At 65.9% G+C, this 26,280-nt stretch carries 28 protein-coding genes and 1 pseudogene; 21 read left to right on the plus strand and 8 right to left on the minus strand.

Going from position 1 to position 26,280, the window contains the following annotated elements; genetic code table 11:
* Positions 1-60: 60 nt before the first annotated feature.
* Together E5790_RS20050 and E5790_RS20055 are read left to right on the plus strand one after the other, a co-directional pair.
* Positions 61-489, plus strand: a complete 429-nt coding sequence (locus E5790_RS20050) for a BLUF domain-containing protein (RefSeq protein WP_111205734.1) — start codon at positions 61-63, stop codon at positions 487-489.
* Positions 490-675: 186 nt separating this feature from the next.
* Complete coding sequence (locus tag E5790_RS20055; RefSeq protein ID WP_050483464.1) at positions 676-1,023, plus strand: BLUF domain-containing protein; 348 nt, start codon at positions 676-678, stop codon at positions 1,021-1,023.
* 23 nt (positions 1,024-1,046) lie between these two features.
* On the opposite strand, the pseudogene E5790_RS20060 reads toward E5790_RS20055, so the two are convergent.
* Positions 1,047-1,433, minus strand: a pseudogene (locus tag E5790_RS20060) (response regulator); the annotation flags it as partial.
* A gap of 207 nt (positions 1,434-1,640) precedes the next feature.
* Between E5790_RS20060 and E5790_RS20065 the strand changes: the two are divergent.
* From E5790_RS20065 to E5790_RS20075, 3 genes are all read left to right on the plus strand, one after another.
* Complete coding sequence (locus E5790_RS20065; RefSeq protein WP_100450505.1) at positions 1,641-1,985, plus strand: hypothetical protein; 345 nt, start codon at positions 1,641-1,643, stop codon at positions 1,983-1,985.
* Between the two features lie 159 nt (positions 1,986-2,144).
* Complete coding sequence (locus E5790_RS20070) at positions 2,145-2,666, plus strand: ferritin-like domain-containing protein (protein WP_111205735.1); 522 nt, start codon at positions 2,145-2,147, stop codon at positions 2,664-2,666.
* A gap of 36 nt (positions 2,667-2,702) precedes the next feature.
* Entirely contained in the window at positions 2,703-3,611 is a 909-nt protein-coding gene (locus E5790_RS20075) for a manganese catalase family protein (protein WP_111205736.1), read from the plus strand.
* A gap of 100 nt (positions 3,612-3,711) precedes the next feature.
* Here the strand turns inward: E5790_RS20075 and E5790_RS20080 are convergent, their stop codons facing one another.
* Positions 3,712-4,035, minus strand: coding sequence for a KGG domain-containing protein (locus E5790_RS20080; RefSeq protein ID WP_046430680.1), 324 nt, complete (start codon positions 4,033-4,035; stop codon positions 3,712-3,714).
* Between the two features lie 303 nt (positions 4,036-4,338).
* Here E5790_RS20080 and E5790_RS20085 point away from each other — a divergent pair, with 303 nt between their 5' ends.
* Genes E5790_RS20085 through E5790_RS20095 form a run of 3 tightly spaced genes read left to right on the plus strand, consistent with a single transcriptional unit; the run spans position 4,339 to position 6,297 of the window.
* A complete protein-coding gene (locus E5790_RS20085) occupies positions 4,339-4,806 on the plus strand; it encodes a BLUF domain-containing protein (protein WP_049439727.1) in 468 nt (155 codons plus the stop codon).
* Positions 4,803-5,570, plus strand: coding sequence for a DUF72 domain-containing protein (locus E5790_RS20090; protein ID WP_049439729.1), 768 nt, complete (start codon positions 4,803-4,805; stop codon positions 5,568-5,570). The genes E5790_RS20085 and E5790_RS20090 overlap by 4 nt, the downstream gene beginning before the upstream one ends.
* Complete coding sequence (locus E5790_RS20095) at positions 5,563-6,297, plus strand: DNA-formamidopyrimidine glycosylase family protein (RefSeq protein ID WP_049439730.1); 735 nt, start codon at positions 5,563-5,565, stop codon at positions 6,295-6,297. Before E5790_RS20090 ends, E5790_RS20095 begins: the two co-directional genes overlap by 8 nt.
* Positions 6,298-6,336: 39 nt before the next feature.
* Here the strand turns inward: E5790_RS20095 and E5790_RS20100 are convergent, their stop codons facing one another.
* Positions 6,337-6,834 (minus strand): ferritin-like domain-containing protein, encoded by a 498-nt coding sequence (locus tag E5790_RS20100; protein WP_111205737.1) that lies wholly within the window; start codon positions 6,832-6,834, stop codon positions 6,337-6,339.
* 247 nt (positions 6,835-7,081) lie between these two features.
* Between E5790_RS20100 and E5790_RS20105 the strand changes: the two genes are divergently transcribed.
* The 3 genes from E5790_RS20105 to E5790_RS20115 all read left to right on the plus strand — a co-directional run bounded on the left by E5790_RS20105 (position 7,082) and on the right by E5790_RS20115 (position 10,409).
* A complete protein-coding gene (locus tag E5790_RS20105) occupies positions 7,082-7,258 on the plus strand; it encodes a DUF3606 domain-containing protein (protein ID WP_014647169.1) in 177 nt (58 codons plus the stop codon).
* 13 nt (positions 7,259-7,271) lie between these two features.
* On the plus strand, positions 7,272-9,821 hold the full coding sequence (ligD, locus tag E5790_RS20110; RefSeq protein ID WP_111205738.1) for a DNA ligase D: 2,550 nt from the start codon (positions 7,272-7,274) through the stop codon (positions 9,819-9,821).
* A gap of 138 nt (positions 9,822-9,959) precedes the next feature.
* Positions 9,960-10,409 carry a BLUF domain-containing protein gene (locus E5790_RS20115; protein ID WP_049407346.1) on the plus strand — a complete coding sequence of 150 codons (450 nt, stop codon included), beginning with the start codon at positions 9,960-9,962 and terminating at the stop codon, positions 10,407-10,409.
* A gap of 9 nt (positions 10,410-10,418) precedes the next feature.
* Here the strand turns inward: E5790_RS20115 and E5790_RS20120 are convergent, their stop codons facing one another.
* Positions 10,419-10,649: a hypothetical protein gene (locus tag E5790_RS20120; RefSeq protein ID WP_049439927.1), complete on the minus strand. Its 231-nt coding sequence runs from the start codon at positions 10,647-10,649 to the stop codon at positions 10,419-10,421.
* A 225-nt stretch (positions 10,650-10,874) separates the two neighbouring features.
* On the opposite strand from E5790_RS20120, the gene E5790_RS20125 reads away from it, so the two are divergent.
* Complete coding sequence (locus E5790_RS20125) at positions 10,875-12,368, plus strand: FAD-dependent oxidoreductase (RefSeq protein WP_111205739.1); 1,494 nt, start codon at positions 10,875-10,877, stop codon at positions 12,366-12,368.
* A gap of 21 nt (positions 12,369-12,389) precedes the next feature.
* Here E5790_RS20125 and E5790_RS20130 read toward each other — a convergent pair whose 3' ends face one another.
* Together E5790_RS20130 and E5790_RS20135 are read right to left on the minus strand one after the other, a co-directional pair.
* Positions 12,390-12,812 carry a low affinity iron permease family protein gene (locus E5790_RS20130; protein WP_014647164.1) on the minus strand — a complete coding sequence of 141 codons (423 nt, stop codon included), beginning with the start codon at positions 12,810-12,812 and terminating at the stop codon, positions 12,390-12,392.
* Entirely contained in the window at positions 12,809-13,063 is a 255-nt protein-coding gene (locus tag E5790_RS20135; RefSeq protein WP_111205740.1) for a hypothetical protein, read from the minus strand. The genes E5790_RS20130 and E5790_RS20135 overlap by 4 nt, the downstream gene beginning before the upstream one ends.
* Positions 13,064-13,337: 274 nt before the next feature.
* On the opposite strand from E5790_RS20135, the gene E5790_RS20140 reads away from it, so the two are divergent.
* Positions 13,338-15,983, plus strand: a complete 2,646-nt coding sequence (locus E5790_RS20140) for an excinuclease ABC subunit UvrA (RefSeq protein WP_111205741.1) — start codon at positions 13,338-13,340, stop codon at positions 15,981-15,983.
* Positions 15,984-16,042: 59 nt separating this feature from the next.
* On the opposite strand, the gene E5790_RS20145 is transcribed toward E5790_RS20140, so the two are convergent.
* Complete coding sequence (locus E5790_RS20145; RefSeq protein WP_032962419.1) at positions 16,043-16,846, minus strand: SDR family oxidoreductase; 804 nt, start codon at positions 16,844-16,846, stop codon at positions 16,043-16,045.
* A 155-nt stretch (positions 16,847-17,001) separates the two neighbouring features.
* Between E5790_RS20145 and E5790_RS20150 the strand changes: the two genes are divergently transcribed.
* The gene (locus E5790_RS20150; RefSeq protein ID WP_229653766.1) at positions 17,002-17,901 is read left to right on the plus strand and encodes a GlxA family transcriptional regulator; all 900 of its coding nucleotides are present in this window, start codon (positions 17,002-17,004) and stop codon (positions 17,899-17,901) included.
* A gap of 54 nt (positions 17,902-17,955) precedes the next feature.
* Positions 17,956-19,152 carry a GAF domain-containing sensor histidine kinase gene (locus E5790_RS20155; protein ID WP_111205743.1) on the plus strand — a complete coding sequence of 399 codons (1,197 nt, stop codon included), beginning with the start codon at positions 17,956-17,958 and terminating at the stop codon, positions 19,150-19,152.
* Positions 19,153-19,206: 54 nt separating this feature from the next.
* Here E5790_RS20155 and E5790_RS20160 read toward each other — a convergent pair whose 3' ends face one another.
* On the minus strand, positions 19,207-20,160 hold the full coding sequence (locus E5790_RS20160) for an alpha/beta hydrolase (protein WP_049407332.1): 954 nt from the start codon (positions 20,158-20,160) through the stop codon (positions 19,207-19,209).
* 168 nt (positions 20,161-20,328) lie between these two features.
* Between E5790_RS20160 and E5790_RS20165 the strand changes: the two genes are divergently transcribed.
* The 6 genes from E5790_RS20165 to paoC all read left to right on the plus strand — a co-directional run bounded on the left by E5790_RS20165 (position 20,329) and on the right by paoC (position 26,277).
* On the plus strand, positions 20,329-20,898 hold the full coding sequence (locus tag E5790_RS20165) for a TetR family transcriptional regulator (RefSeq protein WP_111205744.1): 570 nt from the start codon (positions 20,329-20,331) through the stop codon (positions 20,896-20,898).
* A gap of 116 nt (positions 20,899-21,014) precedes the next feature.
* Positions 21,015-21,437 (plus strand): nuclear transport factor 2 family protein, encoded by a 423-nt coding sequence (locus E5790_RS20170; protein WP_229653775.1) that lies wholly within the window; start codon positions 21,015-21,017, stop codon positions 21,435-21,437.
* 79 nt (positions 21,438-21,516) lie between these two features.
* On the plus strand, positions 21,517-22,245 hold the full coding sequence (locus E5790_RS20175) for a hypothetical protein (protein ID WP_111205746.1): 729 nt from the start codon (positions 21,517-21,519) through the stop codon (positions 22,243-22,245).
* Positions 22,246-22,478: 233 nt separating this feature from the next.
* Positions 22,479-23,126 carry an aldehyde dehydrogenase iron-sulfur subunit PaoA gene (paoA, locus tag E5790_RS20180; RefSeq protein ID WP_111205747.1) on the plus strand — a complete coding sequence of 216 codons (648 nt, stop codon included), beginning with the start codon at positions 22,479-22,481 and terminating at the stop codon, positions 23,124-23,126.
* A complete protein-coding gene (locus E5790_RS20185; RefSeq protein ID WP_111205748.1) occupies positions 23,123-24,073 on the plus strand; it encodes a xanthine dehydrogenase family protein subunit M in 951 nt (316 codons plus the stop codon). The genes paoA and E5790_RS20185 overlap by 4 nt, the downstream gene beginning before the upstream one ends.
* The gene (gene paoC, locus E5790_RS20190) at positions 24,073-26,277 is read left to right on the plus strand and encodes an aldehyde oxidoreductase molybdenum-binding subunit PaoC (protein WP_111205749.1); all 2,205 of its coding nucleotides are present in this window, start codon (positions 24,073-24,075) and stop codon (positions 26,275-26,277) included. Before E5790_RS20185 ends, paoC begins: the two co-directional genes overlap by 1 nt.
* The last annotated feature ends 3 nt before the right edge of the window (positions 26,278-26,280 follow it).

Consider the following 26,280-nt stretch of genomic DNA (forward strand, 5'->3'; position numbering starts at 1 on the left):
TTACGGTTTCGCCACGATGCCCGTCCTAGAGTGAAGCGCTGGAAGAGCAGGAGTGGCACCATGCCGAATCGAGCCATCGCCTACGTCAGCGAGGCCGTCAGTGGATTCTCGCCGGAACGTCTGAAAGCGCTGATGGGCGATGCCGCGCGCTTCAATCGGGGCGCAGGGGTGACCGGGGTGCTGCTGTTCGACGGCGAACGCTTCCTGCAGTACATGGAGGGCCCTGCCGATGGACTGGATGTGGCCTTCTCCCGTGTCACCGGCGCCAGCAGTCACATCCACCTGATCGAACTTGCGCGGGGGCGTGTCGGCCAGCGGCGGCTGCCGTTCTGGCCCATGCGTTGCCTGTCCGTCACTGCAGATGAGCTGCGCGAGATCGCCTGTGCCGACTGGACCAGCTTCATCCAGCGGGCAGCGACCGGACAGGCCGATGCCACGGCGATGGACAAGCTGCTGCTGATTGTCGAGCCCTACGCAAAGGCCGCCTGAGCCGGAAACCTGTTACTGCAGTGTGCCGCAGGGGAGAGGATGGAGCGAGGCAGGTTGTGACCCGCCTCATTTGGCTCTACGGCAAGGGCAGCATCATGGAAGGGCAGGACACTTCCTGCGTCAGAAGGAATCAACGTGCCCCTCCGCGCAATCGCTTACGCAAGTGAGGCGATACCGGGGCTTTCCATGGACCCTGTGGACGACCTCGCCAGGGCCGCTGCCCGCTTCAACTTCGAAGCAGGCGTGACGGGTGTGCTTCTTTACGATGGGCACCGCTTCCTCCAGTACATCGAGGGACCGGAAGACAGCATCAACGTGGTGTACAGCCGTATCCTCGGTGCCCGCAGCCATTGCGAACTGCTTGAGCTGGGCCGGGGCAGGGTGTCCGGCCGGTTCTTTCCCTATTGGTCGATGCGGCTGCTCTGGACCGACCCTGCCGACATCCGCAGCGTCGCTCGTGGCAACTGGAGCGGGCTCTCCCGCGGTGGTGCGCTGCGCCAGCTGGGGCAGGTGGTAGCCCCACACCTGGCGTAATCCCGGCGTCTGCCGCTCAATGCGTGGCAGGGGGGCGCGCAGGCGTCTCCCACGACCTGCTGGACGGCTTCCTGCAACTGGTCGATGTGGAACGGCTTGGCCACGAAGGTTGCGCGGCGGTGGCGCAGCGGCACCAGCTGGTCATAGACCGCAGAGACGAACAGGTAGGGAATGCCGAGTTCCGCCAGTCGATCGGCCACCGGGAACACCACGCCATCGCGGAGCTCCACATCCAGAACCGCGCCATCGAAACGTTGCGTATCCAGCAGCCCCAGCGCATCGAACACGCTGTAGGCGTGGGTCACCCGGCCGCCGCCGTCTTCCAGCGCCTGTTCCATCAGTGCAGCCAGGTCGAGCTGGTCTTCAACCAGCAGCAGGTTGCACCTGCGCTGGTCCATTTCCGATTGCATGCGCGCATGCCTGTGTTGCCTTGGGAACTGCAGTGTGTGCTGTATTGCATCAACGGCGCGCGTGGGCCGTGTCAGCCCAGCGCGAAGCCGCCCCGCGCAGGTGGTCCATGCCGTAGATGCGGCGTGGAAGGCGGTGCGCCTTTTTTGACGGCGCGTTGGCGGCGGCCATGGATACTGCCGCCGTCCCCCAGCACTGGAGCCATGACCATGCCTCGATCCGCCACCGACCCCACCGCCCCCTGCGCATTGCGCGTGGAGTGCATGTCCCTGGATTGCGGCGGCGCTGCGATCGTCGTGGAGCTGGATCGCACCCCCGAACGGGCATGGATGAAGTCGCTCAAGCGCGCCCTGCAGGAGGATGACGTGCTGGAGGGTGCCCAGGCCAAGTTCGATGGCCGCTTTGTCTACGTCGTGGGCGTGGAAGGGGGCGCGCACCGTGCGCAGCACCGGGTGATCCAGGCGTTGAAGGCCTCCGCAGGCGCGCGCGCACCCGCAGCAAGCCCCCGTCGCGACGCCGGCAGCGCTGTAGTGTCCGGCGCGATGCCCGCCTGAGTTCGCGGCAGGCGTTGCCACGCAACGGCGGATGTTATGGCCGCATCAGCGCCAGGTGCAGCGCGCACGCCCGCCGGCTCACGCCGGCCGACGGGGCAGTGATTGCTGCCTCGCCACCATGGTCTCCGGAGGCATGTCGCCCCACTACCGGAGACCGTGATGGCAGACCAGAACACCGTCCGCAGCGAGCGCCTGCTGAAATGGCTGCAGGATGCCTACGCCATGGAGCAGGAGGCGGAGACCATGATGAAGGCCATGGCTTCGCGCATCCAGAACTATCCCCATCTTGCCGCACGCATCGGCCAGCACGTGCTGGAGACGCAGCAGCAGGCCGCCTCCCTGCGCGAGTGCATTGAAGCGCTCGGCGGAAGCGTGCCCACCGCCAAGGGGCTGTTCGCGAGCATGACCGCAGCGATCCACGCTGCCGGCAACACCCTGATGGAGGACGAGGTCGTCAAGAGCATCGGCATCTCCTTTGGCTTCGAGAACACCGAAATCGCCACCTACCGGGCGCTGGTGATCGCGGCCGAGCGGGCCGCTGCGCCGGATATCGCGGCCGTGTGCGGCCAGATCCTGCAGGAAGAGATCGCCATGGCGCGCTGGCTGGAAGAGCACCAGGACAGCCTGGTCGGCGCCTTCCTCAACCGTGACGAAACGCCTGGCGCCGAAGCCAAGCGTTGATCCCGGTCCCGCCTGCCATACACAGGAGACAGTCCCATGTTCTTCCACCACAGGAAGCTGATGTACACCGTGCGCGTGCGCGAATCCAACCCGCAGCTTGCCAGCCTCATGCTGGAACAGTTTGGCGGCCCCCAAGGCGAACTGGCGGCTGCAATGCGTTACTTCACCCAGGGACTCGGTGAATGCGATCCGGGCCGCAAGGACCTGCTGATGGACATTGCCACCGAAGAGATCAGCCACCTGGAGATCATCGGCACCATCATCGCCATGCTCAACCGCGGCCCGAAGGCCATCCAGTCCGAGGGTCTTGCCGAAGCCGAGGACATGCGGCTGCTGGGCCAGAACAGCACCAGCCATACCGAACAGATCCTGTATGGGGGCGGCCCGGCGCTGGTCAATTCCAGCGGGGTGCCGTGGACGGCGGCCTACGTCGATTCGATCGGGGAGCCCACCGCCGACCTGCGCTCGAACATCGCCGCCGAAGCCCGCGCCAAGCTGGTCTACGAACGACTGATCACGGTGACCGATGATCCAGGCATCAAGGACGCACTGCGCTTCCTGATGACGCGCGAAATCGCCCACCAGAAGTCCTTCGAAAAGGCATTGCACAGCATCCAGCCCAACTTCCCGCCGGGCAAGCAGCCGGGTGACCCCGCCTTTACCGACCTGTACATGGACATGTCGCAGGGCGACGGCGCCGATGACCTGCTGGGCAGCTGGAACAGCGGCGAGCTGTGGGAGCGGGTCAGCGACCGCGAGGCCCAGACCGCTGTGGACGGCGGTGACGGCAGCGCCACGGTGGGCCTGGACCCACGCGAGCAGGCGGCGGTGCAGGCCATGACCCTGCGAACGCTTTCCGATCCCGAAGCACGGCCGACAACCGGTGCCGAACTGGGCGCCGGGCCGGGCGCCGGTGCGCTCGACCTGCCGCCACGGGAGCCTTGACGCGGGACAGGCCGGGGCGGGCCTCCGCCCCACGTTTCGCGTGAAAAAAAGTGGGCGGACACGCTGTCCGCCCACATGGGGTGCAACTGGTCAGTCTCGATCAACGCTGCTGGCCACCGCGGTTGTTGTTGCCGCCACGTTCCTGCTGTTGCTGCCGACCGCCCTGGTTGCCACCCTGGTTGCCGCCGCCATGGCTGTTCTGGCCGCCTTCGCGGCCGATGTCGGCCATGTGCTGGCGATCCTGGCTCACCGCTTCGCCGCCCTTGCGACCGGCTTCGCGCGCTTCTTCAGAGCTGAATTCATGGGCGTTGCCCGACTCATGCGCGGCGCGGCCGCCCTTGGCGGCGATCTCGCGCTGCTTGTCTTCGTCCATCGAAGCGAAGCCGCGGTTGCTGCTGCCCTGGTTCTGGTTCTGGTTGGCCATGGAAAGTCTCCTTGGAGTGAGCCGCCCGATTGGCGGCAGCGACCATCTTCCAGATCCGCCGCTAGACGGCGGTGGCACCACCGCCAACGTGATGTCATGCGCAGGCACGCGCTTCCTCATGCATTCTCCACGAAAGCAAATCCATCGGCGGAAGACACGGCATGCCGGTCGTGGTGCTCGAGCCGGGTGTCAACGCAGCGCGGCGTTGGCACGTACAGGTTCAACGCCGCCTCCACGCAGGTGTCACCGCGCGTTTGATCCGCACCGCTAAGGTAGAGCCATCTGCAACAACCCGGTGCTGTCATGCCTCTTCGTGCCATTGCATATGTAAGTGAAGCCACCCGAAACCTGACTGCAGAACGGCTGCAGCAGCTTGTCGCGGACGCGATGCTGTTCAACGAGTCGGTTGATGTGACCGGCGTCCTCCTGTTCGACGGCACGCGCTTCCTGCAATACCTCGAAGGTCCGGAGGCCGGCGTCAGTGCGGCGTACACCCGCATCCTGGCGGCCGGCAGCCACAACGGTCTGGTCGAACTCAACCGGGGCAGGGTGGGGCGGCGTCAGTTCCCGCACTGGCGCATGCACAGCGTGCGCGTGGATGAGCTGGCGCTGGGAAAGATCGCGATCTCCGACTGGACCGGCTTCGTGCGCAGCGCCTCCGCGCTCGCTCCTGGCACCAGTGCGCTTGATCGACTGCAATCGGTGGCGCAGGCGCCGCCAGGCGCCGGCGATGGCCGGTTGCTGGAGCCGGACGGACCGGTAGCACGATGAGCGCAGCCGACGCCCCGGGCACGCCAGGACGTGTACGGATCGGCTGCGCAGGCTGGTCGCTGTCGCGCGCGGCGCAGGCGGCGTTCGGCGCAGGCGACAGCGTACTGCAGCGCTATGCCACCCGCCTGCCGATGGTCGAGATCAATTCCTCGTTCTACCGCCCCCACCAGGCGGCGACCTACGCCCGGTGGGCGGCGAGCGTGCCCGCGGGTTTCCGCTTCGCGGTGAAACTGCCGCGCGTGATCAGCCATGAACGCCGGCTGCGCGACGCGATGCAGCCGCTGGCGCTGTTCCTTGATGGCGTGATCGCGCTGGGGGACAGGCTGGGGCCGCTGCTGCTCCAGCTGCCGCCCAGCCTGGCGTATGAGCCGGCAACCGTAAAGGCATTCCTGCACGGACTGCGCGCACGCACCTCGGTTGATGTCGCCTGCGAACCGCGCCATCCCAGCTGGTTCACTGCGGACGTCGATACGCTGCTGAGCGACCATGGCATCGCACGGGTCGCGGCTGACCCGGCCCGGGTACCGGCAGCAGCTGTCCCGGGCGGTGACCGCACGTGGAGCTACTGGCGCTGGCACGGGCAGCCGCAGATCTATCGCAGCCCCTACAGCGAACAGGCGCTGGCGGGGCTGGCCCAGCACCTGCAGCGTGAAGCCGCTGCGCAGCGCCGCGCCTGGTGCGTACTGGACAACACCGCGCTGGGCCACGCGACCGGCAACGCCCTGCACCTGCAGGCACTGCTGCAGGAGAACGCGCATGCCTGAGGGCCCGTCCATTGTCCTGCTGCGCGAAGCCGCCAGCCGCTTCAAGGGTCACGTCGTGCGCGGCGTCTCCGGCAACAGCCGCATCGACCTGTCACCGCTGCAGGGACGCAGGGTCAAGGCGGTTCGCAGCTGGGGCAAGCACTTCCTGCTGGAGTTCAGCCACCACACGCTGCGCATCCATCTGATGATGTTCGGCAGCTGGCGCATCGACGAACGGAAGCCAGTTCCTGCACGGGTGTCGCTGGCATTCGACAACGGGGAACTGAATTTCTATGCGTGTTCCGTCCGGCTGATCGACCAGCCGTTGGACGACGTCTACGACTGGCGGGCGGACGTGATGAACGACGCCTGGGATCCAAAACTGGCCCGGCGCAAGCTGAAGGCACTCCCGGACACCCTGGTCTGTGATGCGCTTCTGGACCAGACGATCTTCGCGGGCGTCGGCAATATCATCAAGAATGAGGTGCTGTTCCGCATCCGCGTGCATCCGGCCACGCGACTGGGCGACCTGCCACCGCGCAAGCTCACCGCCCTGATCAACCAGGCCCGTGCCTACAGCTTCGACTTCCTGGAATGGAAACGGCGCTTCGAATTGAAGAAGCACTGGCAGGTGCATACGCGAAAGGTGTGCCCGCTCTGCGGTGGCCCCATCAGCAAGCTGTACATGGGTACGACGCGGCGACGCACGTTCTTCTGCCCAAACGATCAGGTGCTCTACCCACCCTGAGGCCGCCTTCCATGGCGGCCGAGGGGCATGCGATTCGACTCAGGCGGCCTGCGCGTCCTTGGCATTGCCGCCGCCCTTGGCCAGCAGGGTCAGCTTCTCATCGGTCGCCTTTTCTTCCTCCAGCGTCTCCAGCAGCAACGGCAGGGCATCCTTGTAGCCCAGCTGCTTGGCCAGCGCGGCGATGGTGCCGTAGGAGGCAATTTCATAATGCTCGACCTTCTGCGCGCCACCGATCAGGGCAGCATCGCGCACCGGCCCCTTGTCGATGCTGTCGATCACCTCCTTGCCTTCCTCGACCAGGCCTTCCATCGCCGCGCACTTGATGCGCTTCAGGCGGATGCCGAGCACCTCGACCACCTGGTCGATGCGTTCGATCTGCCCCTGGGTTTCTTCCAGGTGCGTTTCGAACGCTGCGGCCAGATCCGGATTCTCGGCCGCACGGGCCAGGCGCGGAAGCGCCTTGGTCAGCTGCTTCTCGGCGCTGTAGATGTCCGAGAGCTCGTGGATGAACAGATCTTCCGCCGTCTTGATAGCCATGCTGGGCTCCGCTGTGAATGGAGTGCTCAGAGTAGGTCCCGTCCGGTTGCGATCAGGCGGGGAAGGAGTGAAGGCGGCATGTGAATTCCCACGCGGACCCTGCGCGCTGCCTTCACGAAGCAGCGTCTTTCGCGCATCGGCAGGACGCCGTGCCGGCGGCCTTCGCCATGGCTTCACAGTGGCATCGCTCCGTGCCCATGGAATGGCCGGTACGGTCAGTTCACCCCCGATCACGCTGGAGACTCCCATGAGCGATGACAAGAACAACGCCGGCAGCCCGGACCGGGACCGCATCAACGTCAATGAGGATTACGAACTGCGGTACTGGACCACGACGCTGGGCGTGTCCGCCGACGAACTTCGCGCGGCCGTCGCGGCAGTCGGGCCCACGGCGGTTGCTGTCCGGAAGCACCTGGGCAAATAGCGCGGAGCTGGCCATGTCCCTGGTCGAGTATCGCCGCAAGCGTCGTTTTGACCAGACCAAGGAGCCCGAGCCGGGCAAGGCGCTGCCGAAAGGCCAGCGCGCCATTTTCGTGGTGCAGCTGCATCATGCCAGCCGCAGGCACTATGACTTCCGCCTGCAGGTTGGCGATGCGCTGAAGAGCTGGGCGGTGCCCAAAGGCCCCAGTTACGACCCGAAGGTCAAGCGCATGGCGGTGGAAGTGGAAGACCACCCGGTGGACTACGCGGCGTTCGAGGGTGATATTCCCAAGGGCCAGTACGGCGGCGGCCATGTCGCCCAGTTTGACCACGGTGTATGGGCCACGCAGGGCGATCCGGAAGCCCAGCTCGCCAAGGGCCATCTGCGCTTCGAGCTGTTCGGTACCAAGTTGAAAGGCGGCTGGCATCTGGTCCGGTCGGGAAAGCCCGCGCGCCAGCCACAGTGGCTGCTGTTCAAGGACGACGACGAATTTGCCAGCGATATCGAGGCAGACGATCTGCTGGGGGACGTCGCTGAAGCGCCACCGGAGGATCTGAAGCGAGCCGGCGCCGGCAAGGCCGGGAAGAAGCGGCTGACGGCGGTACCTGCCAGACGCGCCCGGCGAAAGAACTGGGCGAAGAAGGCCCTGGCGCTCAGCAAGGCGAAAAGGGCGGCAGCGCCGTCCGGGCCGTTTGAGCCGCAGTTGGCCAAGCTGGGCGAAGCGCCGCCCCAGGGCGGGCAGTGGGTGCATGAGATCAAATGGGACGGGTACCGCATCCTTGCTACGGTGGCTGAGGGCAACGTGCAGCTGTGGTCACGGAACGCGCTGGAATGGACCGCCAAACTTCCCGAAATACGTGATGCGATCGCGGCCCTGGGCCTGACTTCGGCGGCACTGGACGGCGAGCTGATCGCCGGCGCCGGCACCAAGGAAGACTTCAACCTGCTGCAGGCCACGCTTTCCGGCGAGAAGCAAGGCGTCCTGACGTATGCGCTGTTCGATCTGCTGCATCTTGATGGCGTGGATGTGGCCGATGCGCCCCTGCTTGAGCGCAAGGCCTTGCTGCAATCGGTGCTGGAGGGGCAGGGCAGCCCATTGGCCTTCAGTTCGCATGTGCAGGGAGATGGTGAGGAGGCCTACCGCTTGGCCGGTAAGCAGCACTTCGAGGGCATCATCTCCAAGCGCGCCGATCGCAGCTACCACAGCGGCCGCAGCGAGGACTGGCGCAAGACGAAGCAGCTGGCCAGCGACGAGTTCGCGGTGGTGGGCTACACCGCACCCAAAGGCAGCCGCACCGGCTTTGGTTCGCTGCTGCTGGCCCGGCCAGACGCAACGCATGGCTGGCTCTACGCAGGGCGCGTCGGGTCCGGGTTCTCGGATGAACTGATTGGCGACATCAGCAAGCGCATCAAGGGCGGCGGCAGCCGCAAGCCAACCGCGTACGTGCCCACGCAAGACACCGATCTGCGCGCTGCGACCTGGTTCGAACCGCGTTTCGTGGTGGAGGTCTTCTACCGCGGAATCGGTGGGCAGCAACTGTTGCGCCAGGCGTCGCTGAAGGCGGTGCGGGCGGACAAGGATATCGCCGACCTCGCCGATTCCGATCGCGCCGGAGCGGCCCCGGCCGCTGCGCGGTCGCAAGCGCCCGCGCGGCGTGGGCGCCGGGTGGAAAGGGCGCCGGCAACGGATCGCGCGCCCCCCGTGCTGTCGTCCCCAGGCAAGATCCTGTTTCCCGGCGACGGCTACACCAAGCAGGACGTGTGGGATTACTACGCAGCAGTGATGGAGCACCTCCTGCCCGAGGTGGTGGATCGTCCGCTGTCGATCATCCGCTGCCCGAGTGGCACCGCAAAGCCCTGCTTCTTCCAGAAACACCATACGGCCGGGCTGGCGCTGGTCGATTCGGTAAGGCTGAAGGAGGAAAGCGGCATCAACGCCCATTACCTGGTGGTGCGGGACGCAGCCAGCCTGCTGGAACTGGTGCAGTTCAACGCGTTGGAGTTCCACCCTTGGGGCAGCCACGCCGAGGCGCCCGACAGGGCCGACCGGGTGGTGTTCGATCTGGATCCCGGACCGGATGTGCCCTTTGCCGAAGTCAAGAAAGCGGCAACCGACATCCGGAAACTGCTGGCGCAGCTGGAGCTGGAATCGTTCCTGCGAGTCTCCGGCGGCAAGGGCCTGCACGTGGTCGTGCCGCTCAACCCAGGGTGCGATTGGGACCTGACCAAGCGTTTTGCGAAGGGTTTCGCCGATGCATTGGCACAGTCCGAACCGCAGCGGTTCCTGGCAACCGCCACCAAGAGCCTGCGCAACAAGCGGATCTTCGTCGACTATCTGCGCAATGGGCGCGGTGCAACGGCGGTCGCGTCCTATTCGTTGCGCGCCCGGCCGGGCGCACCGGTGGCACTGCCGATCGCCTGGGGTGATCTGGCGAAACTCAAGCGCGCCGACGCCTTCACGATCAAGGACGTGCCCGCAAAGCTCAGACGTCGCCGCAAGGACCCTTGGGCCGGCATCGCGGAAGTGAAGCAGAATCTCGCCCGATGGGCCCAGGCAGACCCGTAGGCCAGGCCCGTGCTGCGTACCGTCTGTCAGCCCGAACCCAACTGATTCGCAGAATACACAGGGCCGGAACATATCGTCGGCGCGGTTGGCCTATGCTTGCGGTACGGAATCTGGGGGGATTCGCTACAGGAGCAGCCAATGCCGATCAGGGCAGTCGCATACATAAGTGAAGCGGGCCCGGCCGTTGCGGGTGATCCTTTGGGCCTGCGCAGCGGGAAGCTGGACGACCTGGTCGATGATGCCGCGCGCTTCAACCGGAATGCCGGCGTTACCGGCGTACTGCTGTTCGATGGCGCCCGCTTCCTGCAGTACATGGAGGGACCCGAAGATGGCCTGAATGTGGCGTACTCGCGGGTACTCGGTGCTACAAGCCACACGGGACTGATCGAACTGCAGCGCGGCAGGGTAGGCAACCGGCGTCTCCCGTTCTGGCCGATGCGCTGGCTGCCGACGCAACCCGAGCAGTTGAAGAGTCTTGCCCGCGCGGACTGGTCAGGGTTCGCCCAGCGGACCGGTGACGATGCGCCAACCGAGACGGCGATGGATGTCCTGGCCAGGTTGGTGGAACCCTATGCCGTCGCGGCGTGATTGATCGGCCTAGCGGCCCCCATAGCGCGCCGCCCAGGGCATCTCGCCGCTGCACGAATCGAGGTGCCCGGTGCGCATCACGCAGTACAGGCGGGCATCCGGGTCCGCACTGGCAGCGATGTAGTCCAGCGCCTCGGCGAGCATGCGGATGAACTGCGGCTCGGGATAGAACGCCGCCCAGGTGGGCAGCATTTCCTCCAGTTGCGCGATCATCAGGTCGATTTCCAGGTGCGTGCTCACTGCCTGGCCCTCCATGCAGCCACGTTAGCAATCACGCTGCAAGCAGAGGGTCGCGGTTCGCACAGGCGACGCTGGCATCGTGTCCATGCGGCACTCACCCCGTCTTGATCCTCACCGCGGCAGTGCCACGCACGTGAGCATTTCCTGCACGGGCACGCCACCGTCGTTTCACCCGGCAGGGCGTATCAGGGAAGGCTCTCCATTGAACCTGCAAGGATCCTTTTCATGGCCGACCCGTCCCCGCGCGCCAGCTTATGGTCAGCTGATTCCGATCCGCACGGCTTCCGCCCGCTCGCCGGGACCACGCGCGCGGACGTGCTCGTGGTCGGTGCAGGCATGACGGGCCTGTTGACCGCCGCCCGCTTGGCCGACAGCGGCCTGGATGTGGTGGTGGTGGATGCCGGCCCGATCGGCGGACGCAACACGGTGATGTCAACCGGCAATCTTTACGCTCCCGTGTCCCGGCTGGCAGACCTGATCGCGCGTTGGGGCGGTGACACGGCACGTCGTGTGGTGCAGTGGCGGCAACACGCGGTGCGTTCCATCGAAACACTGGTCCACCGCTACGATCTGCACTGTGGCTTCGAGCGCGTGGCCATGCAGTACGGCGTGCAGGAGCGTTCGCGCGAGGCCACGGCGCAGTCCGAACGCGAGCTGCAGGCCTACCAACGCGTTGGCCTGCATTGCGAGCACCGCCAATCCGGGCTGCCGTTCACCTTGGCCCACGCTTTCCGCGTTCCCGACCAGGCGCAGTTGCATCCGGCGGCGTTCTGCAGGGAACTGGCCCGTCATCTGGTGGGCCGCGTGCGCATCCACGACTGGACCCGGATCACCCGCATCGAGGCTTCAGCCGGAATGGCGACGGCCCCTGGTGCCCGCATTCATGCCAGGCACTTTGTGCTGGCCACCCACTCGCCAGCAGGATTCAACCTGGTGCAGGCCGAAATGGAGGTGTACCGCGAATACGGCGTAGCGGTACCGGTGGCCAATCCGCCAGCGGCAGGCATTCACTGGATCGCCGACCGTCACCGCTCGCTGCGCGGGGTGCATGGCGCTGATGGCCGCGACTGGCTGGTGCTGGTCGGGGAGACACATCGCACTGGCGAAACCCCGGCGATGGATCCGGCCCAGCATCTGGTCGCCGACGCGCGTCGCAACTTCAGCGTGCAGGGCGAGCCGCTGTGCTGGTCCGCGCAGCAGTTCCGGGCCGCGGATCAGCTGCCCTACATCGGCAGCAGCGCGCACGACAATGTATGGGTCGCTACCGGCTATGGGCCGGACGGATTGACCTGGGCGGGCGTGGCCGCGCGCGCGATCACGGAGGGAATCACGGGAACGACCAGCGAGATCGAGCAGCTGCTCAGCCCCATGCGCTTTACTCCGCTGCGCTCGGCTGCAGGCTGGGCCCGCACCAACGCCACGGTTGCGCGGCACATGGTGGGCGATCGCCTTGGAACCGCGTCGTCGCGCGCTCCCAGCGAGCTGGGCCGCGGGTGCGGTGCGCTGCTGGACGTGGGCGGAGAGCGCACCGCGATCTACCGCGATGATGATGGCCAGCTGCACGCAATGTCGGCGCTGTGCCCGCACCTCAAGTGCGTCGTCCAATGGAATGGCCATGAACGCACATGGGACTGCCCGTGCCACGGCAGCCGCTTTTCCGCCACCGGGGCCCTGCTGGAGGGCCCCGCCAGGCAGGGCCTCACACCGGCGGCGCTGTAGGCCGCCGCCGCAGCGGTGACCTCAGGCTTCGGCGGTTGCATCCGCTTCGCAGGGCATGCAGCGCTCCTTCTTGGACTTGATGTCTGCAGCGGTCTTCGCCAGTGCCTCGTAGCGCTGGCGTATCTCTTCAAGATGGGCCGGCTCCATCGATTCCAGGTTCAGCAGCTCCTGGTTGGCGTCCTTGCTGACCCGGATCAGCTCATCCAGCTTGATGTGCAGCGCAGCGGTGTCAGCGTTCTGGGTATGCTGGATCAGGAATACCATCAGGAACGTCACGATGGTGGTGCCCGTGTTGACCACCAGCTGCCAGGTGTCATTGAAGTGGAAGGCCGGCCCGCTGGCGGCCCAGGCGATGATCACCCCCAGTGCCGCGACGAACGCCCCAAGACTGCCGGACAACCGCGCCGTGGCCGCCGCGACGCGCGCAAAGCCGCGCCGGATCACTGCTCACCTCCGCCGGCCTCCTTATCCGTCCGGCGGTCTGGCAGTTTGACCCGCTCACCCAGACGCGCGGCCTGCTCGTCGGGCGTCGGGGCTGCGACGAAGGGCGAGATCGGGTCACTGGCCGGGAACGTCTCCTGCAACGCCTCGTCATGATTGCGATGGTTATGCAGCTTGGCCTGAAGCGGGCTGACCGGATCGGTGCGCTGTGCTTCCGGGTCCGGGTGGGGCAGGTCTTTCTGATCGCGTTGCATGGTGAATCTCCAGGTTGGGTCCCACTGCCGTAGTGGCGGGCCCAGCATAGGAGCCGCACTGTGAGCGGCTGCATCAAGGGTGCGGCAACGTGGCGTCAAGCCTTCAGCCAATGCAGGTTAACAATCAGCCGTATAGCGCGGTTGGCGTCGGCCACCTGGTGTTCCGACGCTGCACGCAATCAACATCCCCTCACTCCATTCACCCTGCAGCAGCGACAATAGCCGCCCGTGTGCGCATGCATGTATTCCACTCATTGGTAGCAGGATCGCGAAGATGTCCAACACCCCCTTTGGCGAGTCGTCATGCGCTGCCGCAGCCAGCGGCTGCATCGAGGTCCGCGGCGCACGCGAGCACAACCTGAAGAACGTCGACGTCTCCATTCCGCGCAATGCGCTGGTGGTGTTCTCCGGGGTATCGGGTTCGGGCAAATCCTCGCTGGCGTTCGGCACGGTCTTCGCCGAGGCCCAGCGGCGCTACTTCGAATCCGTCGCACCGTATGCGCGCCGCCTGATCGACCAAGCGGGCGTGCCCGACGTGGATGCCATCGACGGCCTGCCGCCGGCGGTGGCCCTGCAGCAGCAGCGCGGTGCCAGCAACGCACGTTCATCGGTGGGCAGCGTGACCACGCTGTCCAGCCTGGTACGCATGATGTATTCGCGTGCAGGCGCGTACCCGGCCCACCAGCCCATGCTGTACGCCGAGGACTTCTCGCCCAATACGCCGCAGGGGGCCTGCAGCACCTGCCATGGGTTGGGCCACGTCTACGAAGTGACCGAAGCGCTGATGGTGCCGGACCCGTCGCTGAGCATCCGCGAGCGCGCCATCGCCTCCTGGCCGCCGGCCTGGCATGGCCAGAACCTGCGCGACATCCTGGTCACCCTGGGCTACGACATCGACGTGCCGTGGAAGAAGCTGCCGAAGAAGGACCGGGAGTGGATCCTGTTCACCGAGGACACGCCGACCGTGCCCGTCTATGCCGGCTTCACGCCTGCCGAGACGCGTGCCGCACTCAAGCGCAAGCTGGAGCCCAGTTACATGGGCACCTACACCGGCGCCCGCCGCTACGTGCTGCACACCTTCGCCAACACCCAGAGCGCGCTGATGCGCAAGCGTGTCTCGCGCTACATGGAAGGCAAGCTGTGCCCCGCCTGCAAGGGCAAGCGACTGAAGCCCGAAGCGCTTTCGGTCACCTTCGCCGGCGTGGACATCGGCGAGTTCATGCGGCTGCCGCTGGATCAACTGGCCGGGCTGCTCGAGCCCATCGCGCAGGGCGACTTCAGTGCACACAGCCACGGCGCACGCACCCGCAGGAGTGCGACGCCCCGCGATCGCGCCAAGCGGGCAGCCACTGGCCGTGCGACCCACGAGGGCGCGCCCGATGTGCGGCTGACCTCGGCCCTGTCGGAGGAGAAACGCCTGGCCGCGCAGCGACTGGCGGGTGGGGTCATGGCGCGGGTACGGCAGCTGCGCGAGCTGGGCCTGGGGTATCTCTCGCTGGATCGCGCCACGCCCACGCTGTCGGCCGGCGAACTGCAGCGCCTGCGGCTGGCCACACAGCTCAGCTCGTTGCTGTTTGGTGTGCTGTACGTGCTCGATGAGCCCTCGGCCGGCCTGCATCCGGCCGACAGCCAGGCGCTGTACGACGCGCTGGACCGGCTGCGCGATGGCGGCAACTCGGTGTTCGTCGTTGAACACGATCTGGACCTGATGCGACGTGCACAGTGGCTGGTGGACGTGGGACCGCAAGCGGGCGAGCACGGCGGGCGCGTTCTCTACAGTGGCGAGCCCGACGGCCTGCGCCGCATCGAGGACTCGCGCACCGCGCGGTACCTGTTCGACCAGGTGCCTGCGCCTGCCAGCCGGCAACGCAGCGCCGACCGCTGGCTGGAGCTGAAGGGCATCCACCGCCACAACCTGCAGGGCGTGGACGCGCAGCTGCCGCTGGGAGTGCTGACCGCAGTGACCGGCATTTCCGGATCGGGCAAGTCCAGCCTGATGGCGCAGGCGCTGCCCGAGCTGATGCTGCTGCACCTGGGGCACGAGCCCGTAGACGACAGCGCCGACAGCACGCCCGAGGACGGGCCAACCGTGATCGAAGCGACGCGGGGCCAGCTTGCCGGAGCCGTGGACGCCATCCAGCGCGTGGTGCAGGTGGACCAGAAACCGATCGGCCGCACGCCACGCTCCAACCTGGCCACCTATACCGGCCTGTTCGATCACGTGCGCAAGCTGTTCGCTGCGACCCCCGACGCGCGACGCCGCCGCTTTGACGCCGGCCGCTTTTCGTTCAACGTGGCCAAGGGCCGGTGCGAGACCTGCGAAGGCGAGGGTTTCGTAAGCGTCGAACTGCTGTTCATGCCCAGTGTCTATGCGCCATGCCCCGCCTGCCATGGCGCCCGCTACAACGAGGCCACGCTGAAGGTGTTGTGGAACGGCCGCAACATTGCCGAAGTCCTGCAGATGACGGTCGACCAGGCACAGACATTTTTCGCCGGTGAGGAAGCCATCGCGCGGCCGCTGCAGCTGCTGCACGAGATCGGCCTGGGCTATCTCAGGCTCGGCCAGCCGGCCACGGAGCTTTCAGGGGGCGAGGCGCAGCGCATCAAGCTGGCGACCGAGCTGCAGCGCAGCCAACGCGGCCGCACGCTCTACGTACTGGACGAACCCACCACCGGCCTGCATGCATTGGACGCAGACAGGCTGCTGGTGCAGTTGCAGCGGCTGGTGGACACGGGAAACACCGTGGTGATGATCGAGCACGACATGCGGTCTGTCGCACAGGCCGACTGGGTGATTGACGTCGGCCCGGGCGCAGGCGGCGCAGGTGGAACCATCGTGGCGAAGGGTACGCCACGCCAGGTGGCCCGCGCCAAGGGCAGCAGGACGGCGCCGTTCCTCGCCAGGGAACTGGCGCTGTAGCGACGTCATCCCCGGCTATCGCACTCCACCACGCCGGGCATCTGCAAGCCGTTCGCCGATCAGGCGCCGCTCACATAGCGCGGCGCCGGCTGCGCACGCGAAAGGCCCGGTGCCATTGCCTTGCGTGCCTGCTCGAAGGCGTCCCACTCAGCGATGTCCGGAAGCGCGGGAATGGTCACAAGTTCACCCTGCGCCAGCCCGGCCAGGGACGCGTCCACCATGTCTTCGGCGCTCATCACGATGCCCTGTGGCAGGTGCTCCACCGGCAGGCCGGAAAGGTGCCAGAAGTCGGTTGCGGTGGCGCCCGGCAGGACGACCTGGACACGCACGCCCTTGTCGGCCAGCTCATGGTGGAGCGACTGCGAGAACGCCAGCACGAACGCCTTGCTTCCCGCGTAGACCCCGTTGAGCAGCTCCGGTGCCAGCGCGACGATGGAGGCGATGTTGATGATCGTGCCCCGGCCACGTGCCACAAACACCGGCGCTGCAGCATAGGCCAGGCGCATCGCGGCGTTCACGTTGAGCGTGATCATGCGCTCCATCTCGCCGATATCCGACTGCAGCAGGGGCGCCGTAGCGCCGATACCGGCATTGTTGACCAGCACCTGGATATCCGCTCGGCCTTGAATGACCTTTTCAACTTCGGCACGCCCGTCGGAGGTGGTCAGGTCCGCGGCGACGATGTCCACCGTGCGGCCGGTGCTGCGGGCCAGCGCTTCGGCCAGTTGGCGCAGGCGGTCGGCGCGTCGCGCGACCAGGATCAGGTCATGGCCGGCGTGGGCCAGGCGATCAGCATAGATCGCCCCGATGCCGGACGATGCGCCAGTGATGAGTGCGGTGCCGTGATGGGTAGGGTCGTTCACAGAGGTCAGTCCGAACCGGCGAACGTCGCCGGGGTCAGGGGAAATCTAGGCCGGCTTGTACGTGTCGTAAATGTCGTATATACCTCGTTTACGGCCACCCCTGAAAAACCGTCATGCTCAGTGTTGGATTTGTCCTGCCCGCCGGATTCCAGACCATGGCGATCGCCGCGGCGTCCGCCTTCGAACTGGCCAATGCCACCGAAGGCGCGCGCCTTTACGATCTGCACATGCTGTCCGAACAGGGCGGGCTGGTGCCCAGCTCGCTTGGCATGGCCATGCAGACAGCGCCGCTTGCGCAGCAGCCGCTGGATACCATGATCGTGGCCGGCCTGCTGGAGCCAGCCCCGTCCAGCGGCGCGCTGATCGATCCGATCCGTCACGCGGCCGCACGCACGCGCAGGACCGCGTCGGTGTGCACCGGCGCGTTCCTTCTCGGCGAAGCGGGGTTGCTGGACGGGCGCCGCGCCACTACGCACTGGTTCCACGCACGTGCGCTCAGGCAGCGCTTTCCCGCCGCGCAGGTGGAGGAAGACCGCATCTTCATCACCGATGGCCCGATCTGGACCTCCGCCGGCATGAGCGCGGGGCTGGACCTGGCGCTTGGCATGATCGAGCAGGACTTCGGTGCGGATCTGTGCAGGGCGGTGGCCCGGAAGCTGGTGATCTACCATCGGCGCGGAGGCGGGCAGTCCCAGCATTCGGTGCTGCTCGAGCTGGATGCCCGGTCTGATCGCATCCAGAACGCGCTGACCTTTGCACGCCGCAATCTGCGCGCCACCTTGTCGGTTGAAGAACTGGCGCAGGCCGCGCATCTGAGCACCCGCCAGTTCAGTCGCGCGTTCCGCGAGGAAACCGGGCAATCCCCCGCCAAGGCAGTGGAGGGCCTGCGGGTGGAGGCCGCTCGCGTGTTGATCGAGCAGAGCCGCTACACGATGGATGAAGTGGCGACTGAAACGGGCTTCGGTGATACCGAACGCATGCGACGTGCCTTCCTGCGCGCCTTCGGCCAGCCGCCGCAATCGCTGCGGCGCAACGCACGGGGCGGGGCGGACTGAGTGTTCATGGCTGGATTCATGGGATGATGCACCACTGCGCCCGACTGCCACTACATGCACACACTGACCGATCCCCACCTGCTGAATGACATCGCTAAGATCGGCCGTATTGAAGCAGTGCCGCGCATCCTTGAAACTGTCGCCCATATCACAGGCTCAAGATTCACCGCGATTGCCAGGGTGACAGAAACCACGTGGACCGCCTGCGCCACCCTGGACACCTTGGGGTTCGGGCTCGTTCCGGGCGGGCAGCTGGTCCTCGAAACCACCCTATGTGACGAGATCAGGCAGTCATCGACCTCCGTGGTGTTCGCGCACGCCAGTGCACATCCGCTGTATTCCAAACACCATACGCCCAGGATCTATGGGCTGGAGAGTTACGCCTCCGTGCCGATCCATCGGCCGGATGGCAGTTTCTTCGGCACCCTGTGTGCCATTGATTCGTCGCCGGGCAACTTCGATGAGGCGCATGTCCAACGATCCATGGAGCTGCTTGCCGACCTCGTTGGCAACTACCTCGACAAAGAGGATCAGCTGCTGGAGGCAGAGACAGCCCTTTCAACGGCACAGCGTGTTTCCGATCTGCGCGATCAGTTCATCGCGGTGCTGGGCCATGACCTCCGCAGCCCGCTGCAGGCCATCAGCGTGGCCGCCGATTCACTGGAACTTGAGGCAACATCCGAGCGCCAGCAGCGGATGCTCGCGCACATCGCCGCCAGCGTCACCCGGATGGATGGCCTCATCGGTGATGTTCTTGATTTCGCCAGGGGGCGGCTGGGAGGAGGCATTCCGGTCTCGCTCCAGGAAAGCCACACCTTGCAGGCGGCGCTTGAACAGGTTGCAGAAGAAGTGGCGATCGCTACCGGTCGGCAGGACATCAACGTCCAGATGCGGATCGAAGGTGGCGTGGTCTGCGACACCGGCAGGCTGTCGCAGCTGCTGGCCAACCTGCTGACCAACGCAGCCCAGCACGGCGAGCGCTCCGCCCCAGTCACGCTGAGGGTTCAGGCCGCATCCCATCGCCTCACGCTGGATGTGCATAACGCCGGCTGCATTGCGCCTGAGCGGCTAGGGACGATTTTCAGCCCGTTTTCGCGTGAGCAGGGCGAGCTGCCCAGGCCAGGGCTTGGCCTGGGCATCTACATTGCATCGGAAATTGCCAAGTCCCACGGCGGAACACTGGACGTGCAGTCGAGTGAGAGCGACGGCACCGTGTTCACATTCCAGATGCCGACCGCGGCGCGTCCATGAAGGTGGGCGCCAGGCAACAGAAGGGCTCCGGCACCGCGCCGGAGCCCTGGCCACTCACTTTTCCTGCAGGAACGTCAGCAGGTCCTGGTTGACCTTGTCCTTGTGGGTGTCGGTCAGGCCATGCGGCGCACCCGGGTAGACAATCAGCCTGGCGCCCTTGATCAGTTTCGCTGACTGGCGGCCAGAGATATCGATCGGCACGATCTGGTCGTCGTCACCGTGGATCACCAGGGTGGGGACATCGAACTTCTTCAGGTCGGCGCGGAAATCGGTGGCCGAGAACGCGGCGATCGAATCGTAGGTGTTCTTGTGGCCGCCCTGCATGCCCTGCGCCCACCACGCATCGATCAGCCCCTGCGACACCTTCGCACCGGGGCGGTTGAAGCCATAGAACGGGCCCGACGGAATGTCCCGATACAGCTGCGCGCGGTTATCCATCTGCGCCTTGCGGATGCCATCGAACACTTCGATCGGCAGGCCGTTGGGGTTGTCGGCGGTCTTCAGCATGAACGGCGGCACCGAGCTGATCAGCACGGCCTTCTTGACCCGGCCGGTGCCATGCCGGCCGATGTAGCGCGCCACTTCGCCACCACCGGTGGAGAAGCCCACCAGGGTCACATCGTGCAGGTCCAGTGTGTTGATCACCGTGGCCAGGTCATCGGCGTAGTGATCCATGTCGTTGCCGTCCCACGGCTGGCTGGAGCGCCCGTGGCCGCGACGGTCATGCGCGATGACGCGGTAGCCGTGGTTGGCCAGGAAGATCATCTGCGACTCCCAGCTGTCCGAATTCAACGGCCAGCCATGGCTGAAGGTCACGACCGGGCCGTCCTTCGGGCCCCAGTCCTTGTAGTACAGCTGCACGCCGTCGGCGGTGGTGATGTAGCTGGCAGTGCGCGCGATGGCGGTGACCGGAGCCGGCTTGGCCGGTTCGGCGGCCTGCGCGGACAGGCCGGCCTGGACCGAGAGGGCGAGGGCGGCAACGGCCAGGGTACGGGCGAAGGTGTTCATGCGGAAACTCTCATGGGTGGGTGGTGAGACGTACTTTGCGCCTGCAATCAGGCGTCCGGGTGATGAAGTGTCCGGATTTCTTGATAGATCGTCTTGCATGGATGTGCGCACACCAATCGCTCGCGATCGCCTGTTGACAGAGTAGAACGAGCGTTCTACCTTGCAGCCATGAGCAAGCTCACCACCGACACCCAACAGAAGATCCTGGCCACGGCCGAGGCGCTGATCTACCAGAACGGGATCCACGCCACCGGCATGGACCTGCTGGTGAAGACCTCGGGCGTGGCGCGGAAGAGCATCTACCGCCACTTCGAGAACAAGGACGACGTGGCCGCCGCTGCATTGAAGGCGCGCGACGTGCGTTGGCTGGCCTGGTTCCGGCAGGAGTGTGAGAAGGCGGATACCCCGGAAGCACGGATCCTCGGCATGTTCACCGTGCTCAAGAACTGGTTCCAGTCCGAGGGCTATCGCGGGTGTGCGTTCATCAATACCGCGGGCGAGGTCGGCGATCCTACCGATCCGATCAGGCAGATCGCGCGTGATCACAAACAGAAGCTGCTCGATTACACGCTGGAACTTACCGGGCAACTGGATGTTGAGCAGCCGGCGGACCTGGCCCGTCAGCTGCTGATCCTGATGGAAGGCGCCATCACCCTGTCGCGTGTGATGGGTGATTACAGCGCCGCAGACACCGCGAAGGATGTCGCGAAGCTGTTGTTGGAACAGGCCAAGCGTTAGCGTCTGGGTACGCCAGATCCTTTGAAGCAACCCGTATATCCATTTCGATTGGAGGTCTCCCCGTGTCCGCAGAACAGCCCCGTCCGCCGCTTCCTCCGTTCACCCTTGAATCGGCCATGCAGAAGGTGCGTCTTGCCGAGGATGGCTGGAATTCCCGCGATGCCGACAAGGTGTCGCTTGCCTATTCGCTCGACACCCAGTGGCGTAACCGTGCCGAATTCACCAACGGCCGGGAGGAAGCCCGGCAGTTCCTGGCACGCAAATGGAACAAGGAACTCGAGTACCGCCTGATCAAGGAGCTCTGGGCTTTTACCGAAAACCGCATTGCGGTCCGCTATGCCTACGAATGGCACGACGACTCCGGCAACTGGTTCCGTTCCTATGGCAACGAAAACTGGGAATTCGGAGAGGATGGCCTGATGCAGCGCCGCTTCTCGTGCATCAACGACCTGCCGATCAAGGAAAGCGACCGCAAGTTCCATTGGCCGTTGGGGCTTCGCCCGGACGATCATCCGGGGTTGTCGGAACTGGGTATGTGATTCCCGCTGAGGCGCCTTCCGAAGCGCGCTCAGGCACGAGGGGGCGGCCGGCATCTGCGCCGGCCGGGGCAGGGGCGCAATGGACATGCAGGCAAGGGGCGGAGTCGATCCGCCGGCAACGACCGATTCGCAGGAACTGACATTCCACTGGCTCTATCAGCGGGTGCAGGGGCTGGTTGAGCACAGCATCTATCCGAAGGCGGGCAGGGTGGAGACGTGGGCGTTTCGCATCGGCATGGGTGCGGCGATCGTCGGCATTCTCACTGGCCAGCTTCCGGATCGATGGCTGCCTGTCGGCGCAGTGCTGCAGGTGGTTGTTGCCTGCCTGGCAATCGAAATTGGAGGGTTCATTGCCGGGGGCGTCCTGGCCGCCCGCAGGGGCATTCGCCAGTTCAGCCAGCCTCGGCTCTCGCACGCGCGGGAGATGGATGGCGATTTCGCGCACTGGCAAGCGGTGGTGACCGAGCTTCGCGGATTTCCGCGCGTCCAGCGCGAGCGGCGCCTCAAGTACGTCAGTCACCTGCGCACAAACATGATTGAGCGCATGGGCATGATGTATGGCGGGCTGCAGCGGCTTGGACCATTCCCGCTGTTGATTGCCCTCTACCTGCAGTTCCGCGGATGGAAATGGGGCGACTGGGCGGGCGCTTTCGATGTTGGATTGCTAGGCGCACTGCTTATCTTCGCCATGGTGCTGCTGTACCTGCTGGGCTGGATGCTGATCGGCCTTCGCACCAGGCTGGATACCTACGTGGCATTGTTGGAGGGCTCTATCCACGAGCCCGAACCCTCGAAGCCAGCGCCGTGAGGGATAAACAGAACTGTGAGCCATCCAGTGAAGCATACGCATGGCTCAAGAGTGCCGCGCTGAAGAGTAAAAGTCGCGGTTGCCTGCATTGGTCGGATCGTACATGTCGCCGACTTCACAGGCCTGTACCCCGCAGATGGGCATAGTGCCCCTTGGGTAGTGTGAGCGCGTCCATCCAGCCACGGGATTTTCCCGAACGCCAGGAGGTCACTGTGCCAAGTTGTGATGAAGGAATGAAGTTGACGCGTCGCCAGGTGATCGCCGGCGGCGTCACGACCGTGGCAATGTCCGCCGCACCGGGGGCGTCATCGCTCGCCGCCGAACTGGCGACGCCCCCGCCGCCCAGGCCGCCGGTCATCAGCACGGTGGCGTTGACCGTCAACGGCAAGCGGCGGGAGCTTGAGCTCGACACGCGGACTACGCTGCTCGATGCCCTGCGCGAACATCTGAAGCTGACCGGGACCAAGAAGGGCTGCGATCACGGTCAATGCGGTGCCTGTACCGTGCTGGTCAACGGTGAGCGCATCAATGCCTGCCTCAGCCTGGCGGTGCAGCACCAGGGCGATGCCATCACCACCATCGAAGGACTCGGAACCCCCGATGACCTGCATCCGATGCAGGCCGCCTTCATCAAGCATGACGGCTACCAGTGCGGGTACTGCACGCCGGGGCAGATCTGCTCGGCGGTGGCGGTACTGGACGAGATCAAGCGGGGTGTCCCCAGTCATGTGCAGGCAGACGTCAGCGCACGGCCCCGGGCCACCAACATGGAGATGCGCGAACGCATGAGCGGCAACCTCTGCCGCTGCGGGGCCTATTCCAATATTGCCGAGGCGATGGAAGAGGTTGCAGGCGTGACCCCTGCAGGGAGGCGCGCATGAGGGCCTTCAGTTACGAACGCGCCAAATCCCCGGCCGAGGCCGCCAAGGCCGTCGCCGGTATCGAGGGCGCGAAGTTCCTGGCCGGAGGGACCAACCTGCTCGACCTGATGAAGCTGGAGGTCGAGACGCCAGCGCACCTGGTCGATGTGCAGGACATCGGCCTGGACAGGATCGAACCCACCGACGAGGGCGGCCTGCGCATCGGCACGTTGGTCACCAATACCGCGCTGGCCTCGCATGAGCGCGTGCGCCGCGACTACGCGGTGCTGACCCGCGCGATCGTGGCAGGCGCCTCCGGGCAGCTGCGCAACAAAGCCACCACCGGCGGCAACCTGCTGCAGCGCACGCGCTGCCCGTATTTCTACGATCCCCATCTGCCCTGCAACAAGCGCCTGCCCGGGTCGGGCTGCGGCGCACTCGAGGGGTTCTCCCGGCAGATGGGCGTGATCGGCACATCGGACAGCTGCATCGCGACCTATCCGGGCGACATGGCGGTGGCCCTGCGGGTGCTGGACGCCTCGATCCAGACCGTCAGCGGTGACGGCAGTACGCGCAGCATCCCGATTGCCGATTTCCATCGTTCCCCCGGCGACAGGCCGCAGCAGGACAACGTGCTGCAGCGCGGTGAGCTGATCACCCACGTCACGCTGCCGAAGCCCCTGGGCGGTCGGCACGTGTACCACAAGGTACGTGACCGCGCGTCCTATGCGTTCGCACTGGTGTCCGTCGCCGCGGTCGTGCAACGAGACGGCTCGGCGCGGTTCGCCTTCGGTGGGGTTGCGCCGAAGCCGTGGCGCGTCGAGGCAGCCGAACCACTGCTGCGCGACGGCGTAAAGGCCGCGGCCCGGCAGGTGTTCGCCGGCGCCCGTCCGACGCGGGAGAATGCGTTCAAGATCGCTCTCGCCGAGCGCACCCTCGCAGCCGTGCTGGCGGAAGGAGAGCGCTGATGCCCCTTGAATTCAACGCCCCCGCCGGCGACAACCTGTTCGACAAGGCCAAGGTCGTCGGCAAGTCGACGCCGCGCATCGACGGTCCACGCAAGACCACCGGCACCGCCCCCTACGCCTACGAGCGCCATGACGTGGCGCCGAACCAGGCCTACGGTTACATCGTCGGTGCGGGCATCGGCAAGGGGCGCATCATTTCGATGGATGCCTCCCGCGCACGTGCCGCGCCCGGCGTACTGGCGGTCATCACCGCACCGGAAACCAAGCCGGTCGGCAAATCGAACTGGAACAACGCGCCGTTGTTCGGCGGACCCGAAGTGGCCCACTACCACCAGGCCATCGCCTGCGTGGTGGCAGAGACCTTCGAGCAGGCCCGCGCCGCCGCGGCGCTGATCCGCACCCGCTACGAGCGCAGCAAGGGCCGCTTCGATTTCCCGGCCCTGGCACCGTCCGCGCCGCTGGCAAAGGGGCGTGACGGCAAGCCCGACCGGCAGGCGCTGGGCGATTTCGACACCGCCTACGCGAGCGCCGCGGTCAAGCTCGACGAGACTTATCACACCTCCGACGAAAGTCATTCGATGATGGAGCCGCACGCCACCATCGCCGCCTGGGAGGGTGACACGCTCACGCTGTGGACGGCGAACCAGATGATCGACTGGGCCAGGCAGGGCATGGCGGCGATCCTCGGCATCGATCCTGCCAAGGTGCGCGTGGACTCGCCCTATATCGGCGGCGGCTTCGGCGGCAAGCTGTTCATCCGCGCCGACGCGGTGCTGGCCGCGTTGGCGGCCAAGCAGGTCGGGCGACCGGTGAAGATCGCGCTGCAACGCCCGTTGATGCCCAACAACACCACGCACCGGCACGCCACCCTCCAGCGCGTGCGGATCGGCTGCGGAAAGGATGGCCGGATCTCCGCCATCGCCCATGAGAACTGGTCGGGCAACATCAACGGCGAGGATGGCGAAAACGGTACCCTGCAGACGCCCAAGCTCTATGCGGGCGCCAACCGCCTGGTGGCCAACTACATCGCCACGCTCGACATGCCCGAAGGCAATGCGATGCGCGCACCGGGTGAAGCACCGGGCCACATGGCGCTGGAAGTGGCGATGGACGAAATGGCCGAGAAGCTGGGCCTCGATCCGATCGCGTTCCGCATCCTCAACGAGCCCGAGGTCGTGCCCGGCGATCCGTCCAAGAAATTCTCCGACCGCAACCTGGTGCGCTGCCTGCGCGAAGGCGCGGAGCGCTTCAACTGGAACAAGCGCAACGCCCGGCCGGCGCAGGTCAGGGAAGGGCATTGGCTGGTCGGCATGGGCGTGTCCGCGGGCTACCGCGGCGCACCGACAATGAAGTCGGCGGCGCGGGTCCGGCTTGACGGCCAGGGCGGGGTGGTTGTCGAGACCGACATGACCGACATCGGCACCGGCTCCTACACGATCATCGCGCAGACGGCAGCCGAGACCATGGGCGTGCCGCTGGACCAGGTCCAGGTCACCCTCGGTGACTCCCGTCATCCCGCCTCCGCCGGTTCCGGCGGCCAGTGGGGCGCGGCAAGCTCCACCGCGGGCGTGTACGCGGCGTGCGTCAGCCTGCGCCGCAAGGTGGGCGAGAAACTCGGCTTCGACGGCGACACCGCAAACTTCGCCAATGGCCGCATCCAGGCGGATGGGCGGACCATCACGCTGGCGGAGGCGGGAACCCTGTCGGCGGAGGACGGCATTGCCTTCGGCGACTTCAAACAAGGCTACGACGTCGGCACCTATGCAGGACATTTCTGCGAGGTCGCCGTGCATGCCTACACTGGAGAAACGCGCATTCGCCGCATGCTTGCCGTATGCGATGGCGGCCGGATCCTCAATCCGCTCTCCGCACGCAGCCAGGTCATCGGCGGGATGGTGATGGGTGCGGGCGCGACCCTGATGGAGGAGCTGGTGGTCGACAAACGGCTTGGTTTGTTCATCAACCACGACCTGGCCGGCTACGAGGTTCCCGTGCACGCCGACATCCCGTACCAGGAGGTGGTCTTCCTCGACACGCTGGATCCGGTGATCTCGCCGATGAAGGCCAAGGGTGTGGGTGAACTGGGCATCTGCGGGGTTGGCGCCGCGATCGCCAATGCGATCTACAACGCAACCGGCGTGCGCGTGCGCAGCTATCCCATCACCCTGGACAAGCTGTTGCCCGGCTTGCCCGACATAGGCTGACGT

The organism is Stenotrophomonas sp. PAMC25021 (assembly GCF_004795795.1).
In the GTDB taxonomy this organism is placed as follows: domain Bacteria; phylum Pseudomonadota; class Gammaproteobacteria; order Xanthomonadales; family Xanthomonadaceae; genus Stenotrophomonas; species Stenotrophomonas muris.

Bases quoted from the DNA above. Each gene is read 5' to 3' on its own strand.
- E5790_RS20050 (WP_111205734.1), top strand. From the start codon at position 61: ATGCCGAATCGAGCCATCGCCTACGTCAGCGAGGCCGTCAGTGGATTC.
- E5790_RS20055 (WP_050483464.1), top strand. From the start codon at position 676: ATGGACCCTGTGGACGACCTCGCCAGGGCCGCTGCCCGCTTCAACTTC.
- E5790_RS20065 (WP_100450505.1), top strand. From the start codon at position 1,641: ATGCCTCGATCCGCCACCGACCCCACCGCCCCCTGCGCATTGCGCGTG.
- E5790_RS20070 (WP_111205735.1), top strand. From the start codon at position 2,145: ATGGCAGACCAGAACACCGTCCGCAGCGAGCGCCTGCTGAAATGGCTG.
- E5790_RS20075 (WP_111205736.1), top strand. From the start codon at position 2,703: ATGTTCTTCCACCACAGGAAGCTGATGTACACCGTGCGCGTGCGCGAA.
- E5790_RS20080 (WP_046430680.1), bottom strand. From the start codon at position 4,035: ATGGCCAACCAGAACCAGAACCAGGGCAGCAGCAACCGCGGCTTCGCT.
- E5790_RS20085 (WP_049439727.1), top strand. From the start codon at position 4,339: ATGCCTCTTCGTGCCATTGCATATGTAAGTGAAGCCACCCGAAACCTG.
- E5790_RS20090 (WP_049439729.1), top strand. From the start codon at position 4,803: ATGAGCGCAGCCGACGCCCCGGGCACGCCAGGACGTGTACGGATCGGC.
- E5790_RS20095 (WP_049439730.1), top strand. From the start codon at position 5,563: ATGCCTGAGGGCCCGTCCATTGTCCTGCTGCGCGAAGCCGCCAGCCGC.
- E5790_RS20100 (WP_111205737.1), bottom strand. From the start codon at position 6,834: ATGGCTATCAAGACGGCGGAAGATCTGTTCATCCACGAGCTCTCGGAC.
- E5790_RS20105 (WP_014647169.1), top strand. From the start codon at position 7,082: ATGAGCGATGACAAGAACAACGCCGGCAGCCCGGACCGGGACCGCATC.
- ligD (WP_111205738.1), top strand. From the start codon at position 7,272: ATGTCCCTGGTCGAGTATCGCCGCAAGCGTCGTTTTGACCAGACCAAG.
- E5790_RS20115 (WP_049407346.1), top strand. From the start codon at position 9,960: ATGCCGATCAGGGCAGTCGCATACATAAGTGAAGCGGGCCCGGCCGTT.
- E5790_RS20125 (WP_111205739.1), top strand. From the start codon at position 10,875: ATGGCCGACCCGTCCCCGCGCGCCAGCTTATGGTCAGCTGATTCCGAT.
- E5790_RS20135 (WP_111205740.1), bottom strand. From the start codon at position 13,063: ATGCAACGCGATCAGAAAGACCTGCCCCACCCGGACCCGGAAGCACAG.
- E5790_RS20140 (WP_111205741.1), top strand. From the start codon at position 13,338: ATGTCCAACACCCCCTTTGGCGAGTCGTCATGCGCTGCCGCAGCCAGC.
- E5790_RS20150 (WP_229653766.1), top strand. From the start codon at position 17,002: ATGGCGATCGCCGCGGCGTCCGCCTTCGAACTGGCCAATGCCACCGAA.
- E5790_RS20155 (WP_111205743.1), top strand. From the start codon at position 17,956: ATGCACACACTGACCGATCCCCACCTGCTGAATGACATCGCTAAGATC.
- E5790_RS20160 (WP_049407332.1), bottom strand. From the start codon at position 20,160: ATGAACACCTTCGCCCGTACCCTGGCCGTTGCCGCCCTCGCCCTCTCG.
- E5790_RS20165 (WP_111205744.1), top strand. From the start codon at position 20,329: ATGAGCAAGCTCACCACCGACACCCAACAGAAGATCCTGGCCACGGCC.
- E5790_RS20170 (WP_229653775.1), top strand. From the start codon at position 21,015: ATGCAGAAGGTGCGTCTTGCCGAGGATGGCTGGAATTCCCGCGATGCC.
- E5790_RS20175 (WP_111205746.1), top strand. From the start codon at position 21,517: ATGGACATGCAGGCAAGGGGCGGAGTCGATCCGCCGGCAACGACCGAT.
- paoA (WP_111205747.1), top strand. From the start codon at position 22,479: ATGAAGTTGACGCGTCGCCAGGTGATCGCCGGCGGCGTCACGACCGTG.
- E5790_RS20185 (WP_111205748.1), top strand. From the start codon at position 23,123: ATGAGGGCCTTCAGTTACGAACGCGCCAAATCCCCGGCCGAGGCCGCC.
- paoC (WP_111205749.1), top strand. From the start codon at position 24,073: ATGCCCCTTGAATTCAACGCCCCCGCCGGCGACAACCTGTTCGACAAG.